This window comes from Zarconia navalis LEGE 11467 (assembly GCF_015207075.1).
GTDB lineage: Bacteria > Cyanobacteriota > Cyanobacteriia > Cyanobacteriales > Geitlerinemataceae > Zarconia > Zarconia navalis.
In genome coordinates this window covers 1-7,275 of the sequence record NZ_JADEXN010000262.1, presented here as the reverse complement: position 1 = coordinate 7,275, position 7,275 = coordinate 1, and the positions used below count along the sequence as shown (strand labels likewise).

At 47.2% G+C, this 7,275-nt stretch carries 6 protein-coding genes and 1 pseudogene; 2 read left to right on the top strand and 5 right to left on the bottom strand.

What is annotated here, in order from left to right; translation table 11 throughout:
• Nucleotides 1-423: pseudogene (locus tag IQ235_RS14090) on the bottom strand (hypothetical protein); the annotation flags it as partial.
• A 595-nt stretch (nucleotides 424-1,018) separates the two neighbouring features.
• Here IQ235_RS14090 and IQ235_RS14085 point away from each other — a divergent pair.
• Nucleotides 1,019-1,303, top strand: a complete 285-nt coding sequence (locus IQ235_RS14085; RefSeq protein ID WP_319592593.1) for a hypothetical protein — start codon at nucleotides 1,019-1,021, stop codon at nucleotides 1,301-1,303.
• On the opposite strand, the gene IQ235_RS14080 is transcribed toward IQ235_RS14085, so the two are convergent.
• The 3 genes from IQ235_RS14080 to aqpZ form a co-directional block, all read right to left on the bottom strand.
• Nucleotides 1,269-2,609 carry a diacylglycerol kinase family protein gene (locus tag IQ235_RS14080; protein ID WP_264322083.1) on the bottom strand — a complete coding sequence of 447 codons (1,341 nt, stop codon included), beginning with the start codon at nucleotides 2,607-2,609 and terminating at the stop codon, nucleotides 1,269-1,271. The two genes, IQ235_RS14085 and IQ235_RS14080, sit on opposite strands and share 35 nt — an antisense overlap.
• Nucleotides 2,610-2,874: 265 nt before the next feature.
• Complete coding sequence (locus tag IQ235_RS14075) at nucleotides 2,875-4,389, bottom strand: DUF8648 domain-containing protein (RefSeq protein WP_264322082.1); 1,515 nt, start codon at nucleotides 4,387-4,389, stop codon at nucleotides 2,875-2,877.
• 671 nt (nucleotides 4,390-5,060) lie between these two features.
• A complete protein-coding gene (gene aqpZ / locus IQ235_RS14070) occupies nucleotides 5,061-5,831 on the bottom strand; it encodes an aquaporin Z (protein ID WP_264322081.1) in 771 nt (256 codons plus the stop codon).
• A gap of 680 nt (nucleotides 5,832-6,511) precedes the next feature.
• Here aqpZ and IQ235_RS18940 point away from each other — a divergent pair.
• Nucleotides 6,512-6,712 (top strand): hypothetical protein, encoded by a 201-nt coding sequence (locus IQ235_RS18940; protein WP_405196680.1) that lies wholly within the window; start codon nucleotides 6,512-6,514, stop codon nucleotides 6,710-6,712.
• Nucleotides 6,713-6,738: 26 nt separating this feature from the next.
• On the opposite strand, the gene IQ235_RS14065 is transcribed toward IQ235_RS18940, so the two are convergent.
• A partial coding sequence (locus IQ235_RS14065; protein ID WP_319592592.1) for an amino acid--tRNA ligase-related protein occupies nucleotides 6,739-7,275 on the bottom strand: 537 nt, incomplete at its 5' end.

Below are 7,275 nucleotides of genomic sequence, written 5' to 3'. Positions count from 1 at the left end.
GGCGATCGCGAAGACGATCGTATACGCCCACATCACGCCGTACTGCCCCGAAGCGGGAAACCTCTCCCACTGGCTGGCAGCCAGAACTCCAGAGGATGCCACCACCATGAAGACTCCCAGAAACAACAGCCAGCGAACGCTGAGTTCTTCCATTAAGGACTGGGTAATTCGGGCGAGAGGAGATTCTTTTTTGGGGGGAATTTCTCGATCGATCTGAACTGCCGCTTTTTGTGCCAATTTGGGAATTGTCACTGGGGTTGCGGGGGGCAGGCGATCGCTCAAATGTTGGCTGCACAATTGCTTGACTTGCGTATCGCTGAGTAAGCCGATGTCCCGCCAAACGGCGATTCCCCGAAATAACATTACTGGGGAAACATTGAGATCGAGATTCAGTCGGATCTGACGGTGGCGATCGGAGGACATAGCTTGCCTCTTCGGGAGTACGTGCTTTCTCTGAATCTTAGGATCGATCGCGATGCTTCATGCAGTCTTTGTTCTAGTCTGCAAATTGGCTGCTTTGTCAGTCGTCAATTTCTTTGCTTCGCCATTTTCGGTATGCTAAATTCAAAGTGGCATCTTGCAAACCCTCAACCGAAAAAAGCGATCGCTCCCTCAATCGGTTGGTTTGCTAAAATTCCCATCGTCACGGGGTTTTAGGCACACGGCAATCGCCAGTCCGGTAAAACTTATTTTTCTCCAAATTTTTGACTTTCAGCCCTTGCCACTTCTACTTAATTTTTTGTAATATATATATAGACAGTTTCACACTCAGTAATAAAAAGTCACATGAATTTGAATAACGTCAGCCACCCTTTGATATAGTGCTGACCTATATACCGAAGGCATCCAAGCTATTACAGCTTGGATGTCTTTTTAAATATTTTTAGATAAAGATAAAAGCGATTGCTTTTTGTATTGTTGAAAAACTTAACTCACGATTTAAAAATGAAGGGGAAGAGTGCGCTAAGCTGATTATAAAGAAATAATTAAGGCTACAAACCAGATGGATATTGTATGTATGAAAGATATCGATCCATTCGTCTTACGTCAGCTTTGGTCCACCATTGAAAATACTCAATCGCGAACGCTTACAAGCTTAGACGATGCTAGTTTAGTCGATCGATTAATTGGAGACTTCGGTCAACAGAGATCTCTCAACGAACCCGATCGAGAAAGTATTTGTGCTTATCTAAAATCCCGTATTTCCTTAATTCGAGATATTGCTTGCACCCGTCCGGGAATTCCTTTCTTAGGTTCGTCGTCTGTTTCTAATTCGCGCCAAAAACGCGAATCCAACCGTTAAGTACCTCCATTTTCACTGGCGAGTAGTCTACTTTTTCACCATCCACAGCTAAGATTCCTTGACGGGTGAAAGGCTCTAATTGCAACTTGCAAACCTTGTAAAACTCCATACCCGGAACGCGAGTGTGGGAACCATCCGCAATCTGCAATAAAGCTTGCAACAACCGCCATTTTGAGACTCCCTGCCGCACCACGAAGACTTCCATTGCACCATCCCAGGCGCTTGCGCCCGGTGCCACTTTCATATCCCCTGCCGCCCAAGGTAGATTCATCGCCCAAACCAAAACAAACTCATCTTCGATCGTCTGCCACTCGGAATTTGGGGATTCGGAATTTGAGGATGATGTAGAATGGCAATCGTCTCCACGGGGTTCGGTAACAGCACGAACAAATGAAAAACGCCCCCGATACGTCCGCAACTTAAGAATCCGCAGCAGCGCGTACAAGTCGCTGCGTAAAGAACCTAACCATCGGAGGCGTTCGGATTCGATATCCACATCGCTGACTAAACCCCAGGAGAGAGACAGGATACTGTAATAACGGTGGTTTGCCTGTTGCACTCGCACCAAATCGAACGAGCGCACGTTTCCCTTCGCAATCGCAAACGCCGCACTCACGGCATCGTCAGGTTCTCCTGCTATCTCTAAAACCGTTTTGCACAAGCCATTTCCCGTTCCTGCCGGAATCGTACCGATCGGGATTTCGATCGCCCTTTTCCAATCCGAACGACGCATCAACCCGTTAATGGCTTCGTGAACCGTTCCATCTCCGCCCACCACTACCAACCCATCAATTTTGTCTAAAGGTAGGTTGTAAGCGATTTTTGCGGCATCTCCTGCTTCTTGCGTTTCCGTTAGCGTCCATTGACTGTTACTCGCTGCCAATACAGAGGAAATGCGATCGAATATTTCGCGCGGGTTTTGGTTTCCGCTAGTGGGATTGAGTATAACGTGCAGGTGGCGGGGGGGAAGGATCGTATCGACATCTTCAACACCGCGTAGAGTATTATTAATGGCGCGAATCCACCGATTTCGGATGCGCTCGTCCGTGCAAACAAATCGATATTCTCGCAGCATTCGTCGCCGTTGTTGGAAGATATTCGATCGTACTAAGGGATAGACAGAAACGATAAAACTTGGCAAGTTGTTTGGCGAATCAGGTGAGATCGCCGCACCGACGATCTCGTCAAGAGCAAGGACGCGCTGTTCGCCCTCGCTTTCCCAAGTCAGCGTATCAGAAGCGAGACTTCCCCAACTTCGGGGACTTCCAGAATGCAGTTCGGCAAGATGTTCTTCAAAAATTATCAAATCGATCGTCAGTGGCGAATGGGACTTGAGTAAAATTCAAACCCATTGTGCTCGGCACTGCAAGACAGTACTCCAACCCAAAGTCAGTCGGGTCAAAAAAGTAGGGGTCAACTGCATTGACCCCTAGAATTTTTTCGTCGTGTCTCCTCGTAATAGGAAAACATCGCGGCTGGTGCAACTTCGAATCATTTGAGTGACTGTTCTGAAAGTGACTATTGTGAAAGTGACTGTTCTGAAAGTGACTGTTCTGAAAGTGTTTTTCCGATCAAACGCTGTGTTCGATACTATTCATCACTTGCATATAAGCTGGGTCATTAGTTTGGACTTCCCGTTCTTCGATCGCATTTTCATCTAGGATATATTTTCTAGCGTTGTCTGCAATGACCGCATTCGTGAGTAAATCTATAGATTCCGATCGATTGAGAGTATTGAGCGCTTCTGTATATTTCCGACTATGACTGGGTCGCACGGATTCCTGACAGTAATTTGACAATTCGCGACTTTCTGTCATCACTTTGAAGGCAATTTCTTTGTCTCGATCGCTCCCTAAAATAGCCAGATAAAGAAGATTGATGGTGGAAGAATCGTGAACGGGAATATCGTATTTTTTGATAATTTGCGGCCAATACCTTAATGCTTTGAATCCTTCGAGACCTCCTTTTTTGAGTGAGGCTTTTTCGCACCAGTCCTCTAATTCTTCAAGGTTCGCCGGACAACGACCTAAATTGCGCATCCCTTGTGCGAGAACTTGTCCGGCTTGAAAATTCCGCGTCGGTTTGCCAGTCACCGGCAGCATCATGCTACCCCGAACATCCGCTACAGTCGCTGTCAACTGAGAAAAGGTATGATCGCGCACTTTTTCCATGTCGCCGCCTTTACTATTTAAGGTTGCTTCGATTCGCGGCACGCCGTAGCCCAACTCCGTTAACGCGATCGGTTGCCGATAATAGAGTTTGTGGCGATCGCGCCGCGATATCGAAACAGTTGCGGCTTGATCGAGACATTGGTCGAGCAGTAAGGTGAGTAAGGTGGGTAAAATGCCGGAATTTTCCTGATGGAATTCGTACCCAAAGCCAGCAAAAATTGAGGCCATATTTTTTGCGGCTTTAATATATTGGGCTTCCACATTATGAATGCCCGGTGCCACCTGAATGTTCAGAGAAATGCGATCGAGCATATGTGCGCCGAGTAGCGCTGTCAAAGCATTGGGATGGCAGAAATTGGCCGTGAAGCTGTCAACGGGATCGCGAAGCGCATCGTGCCGGTGAAACCCGGAGAAGAAAGCCAGATTCGGTTGTTTCTCACACAGTACGTAGGAAGTATTAGTGGTTTTATTGTGACTGAAGGAACCCGCCAGACAGCCAAATACCACGTTATTGCGACCCAGTTTTTCTCGAATATTACAGGCTTGTTCGAGGTCTTGTTCGATGTAGTTACTGTTGGCGCTCAAAATCACCAACTCGCAATTGACGATTAGATACTCTAGAGTATTGGGAACGAGTTTCTTTCCCTCTTTGTGGTGAGCCATTCGTTCCATGGCTGCGACGCGATTGGGATCCATTCCTTGAATCGCTTCTTCGGAAAAAGCACCCATTAACTTCCGATCCGGACGGGGTGCGAGTAGCAGAGAAGCTTCTCCTTGTTGCATCGCACTATTGTAAGCAATGGATGCGGCATAGAGACCGATACTATAGAACCCGATCTTCGAGTTCTCCAATTCGCGAATGCGCTGGTTGATATATTTTTTATCTAGCGAATCTTCAAAAAAACTGTTGTTCATTTTCTCTGTAAACTTAAATTTAATTGCGTTCGGACTAGGACTCGAGCGCGATTGGGTCTAGAAATTGAAGTCATCTACTTTGAATGCTCCTGTCCGTTTGCAGTCGGCTCGATCGAAAGATTTGTAACAGTGTATAACAACCTTAGTATGGCGATCGGTACTGAGGCAAGTACGCTATATATAGAGTCTGACCCCTCAAGTTTTCGCTCGGGGGGTGAGTTTCGATCGAGAAAGCGCATTTTACAACGGAGTGATGAAGAGGTTCGCTCGATACGATCGTGAGCTTGAATTGATTTAAAAAGAGATTTGCAAGTGTCCAGCCAGATCTCTATGCTTCTACCCAGATTCTAAACTCGACCGATTACAGCATTCACCCCGAGTCCTCTTATACGCAGAGGGGTTGGAGCGAAACTCCTCAAATCCAGATTTTCACCTTACCGATCTGGGGATATTGACCAAACGAGCGGCAACTTAGACGAACGCGACCCGATCGTGACACAAACAAAAAAGGGGCGATCGTTCGCCCCAGAAATATCAACTTCAGCAATTGATTATCGAATATCTCAATAGAATGGCACGCCCCATCGACATGAGGTGAATTGTTGGGCTTTTGATGAATGTGGATTTCGACTCAAGCCCGACGATAAGTTAGGAGTGGCGTGCCATTGGGCTTAAATCGTTTCTTCGACTTGCCGTTCGCCGATACTCGATTCGTCAAACACAGCCGAGTAGGCGAGTCCGGCGAGTACCGCACCGACGATGGGAGCCAACCAAAACAACCAAACCTGACTGAAGAGTTCGGCTCCGGCAAAAATCGCCGGCCCCAAGCTACGAGCGGGGTTGACGGAGGTATTGGTGACAGGGATGCTAATCAGGTGAATCAGCGTCAGACCCAAGCCGATGGCGATCGGAGCAAACCCGGCAGGAGCGCGGCGATCGGTCGCGCCTAGGATAATTGTGAGAAACATGAACGTCAAAACGAGTTCGGCAATCAGACAGGAAACTAAGTTGTAACCCCCTGGAGAATGAGCGCCGAAACCGTTGGTAGCTAAAGGGTTCGACCCAACCAGTGCGAAGCCTTCTTGACCGCTGGCAATTAAATATAGCAGTCCGGAAGCCACGATCGCCCCGACGACCTGAGAGACAATGTAGGGCAGCAAATCGGAGCCGGGAAAGCGTTTGGCCGCCCAGAGTCCGAAGGAGACGGCGGGATTGAGATGGCAGCCGGAGATATGTCCGATGGCATAAGCCATCGTCATCACCGTCAAGCCGAAGGCGAGGGAAACTCCCACCAGTCCGATGCCCAAGGGAAAGGCGGTGCTTTCGGCAATATTGGAACCATCGGCGGTATAAGCCGCAGCGAGAACGGCGCTGCCGCAGCCCCCGAAAACTAACCAGAACGTGCCGATACATTCGGCTATACATCGTTTAACAATCGGCATTTTCAAGAACTCCTATGATGTAAAGCAAATCGAGTACGCATCACCTTCAATGTGATGGCTTAGTAACTTCAATCTCGATCGAATCGGTACCTATTTACAACAAAAAGTTCACCCTTTTTCAAGAAGTTTCTTTCTTGATTTTTAGACAAATCCCACTTCGCTCAAAAATTTTTAATTTAACGACGCACCGTTCAATTTGTGGATTGAAGTTCTAACTGATATGTTAAGACAGGATTATACCTGCTTTGCTCCCAAAGTGGGATTAATGCGACATTTAGAACATAAAAATTAATGATGCCGCTCAGCCCAGTGAAAGATTACATCGCGCGATCGGGGTTTAGAAAAACTTAATATTTTGATAGAACCAATCGAACCGAATCTAAGATCTGTGGAGATCGAACGAGCAGCAATATATCTATTTTTTTTGATGTACGAAAATATGTTTTAATAATACGAATAAATTCTAAAAAAGTAATCTTAGCTCGATAACATAATCTTGTAAACTTGACAAAAATTTAAACCATTTGAGAATCGATCGTAGTGATTTCAGGCTTCTGATGGCGTTTTTAATGAAATGATAGGGGGAGCGGGTTTGAGGGGGAAAGGCCCGATCGTTTCCGTAATTCGACGCAGGTCGTTTCTAAAATTTTAGGTCTACGATCGAACCTTTCCTCCTGGACGTGCTGAACTCGTCACTGGTGAAGGTTCTTGAGTCTGGGTTGCCCTTTATATCTCTATCTATTGTCGAGAAGACTGGCCAGAAACCCAATTTAGAGGATTCAGTGCTGCTGGTGAATCAGGTCGCGTACTTGGAAAGCACCCGCCAGTTTGTAGAAAATCACAAGAAGATTTCCAATTCCGAAAATGGTGGGATTGGATGAAGAGGACTTATATTAAATTCGGATAATCACTTATTATTCGGCTTAAATGTCGAAGCTACGTGCAACTCCTTCAACTGCTTCTCATCCACGCTTGCCGGTGCATCGGTGAGCAAACACCGGGCTTGCTGCGTCTTCGGAAAGGCGATCGCATCCCGAATCGACTCTTCCCCCGCCATCAACATCACCATCCGATCCAAACCGTAGGCAATGCCGCCGTGGGGAGGGGTTCCGTACTCGAAGGCTTCGAGCAAAAATCCAAACTTACTGTTGGCTTCTTCTTCCGATAAGCCGATCGCCTCGAATACCCTTTCCTGCACGTCTCGCTGATAAATCCGCAAGCTGCCGCCACCGAGTTCTGTGCCGTTGTACACTAAATCGTAGGCTTGGGCGCGGGCTGTTTTGAGATCCTCGATATCTTCGGGATAAGGGGCGGTGAAGGGGTGGTGCAGGGCTTCGAGGCGTTTCTCGTCAGCATTCCACTCGAACATCGGGAATACCACCACCCACAGCAAATAGATTTTCTCTTCGTCGATGAAGCCCAACTGAGATCCGATAACCAACCG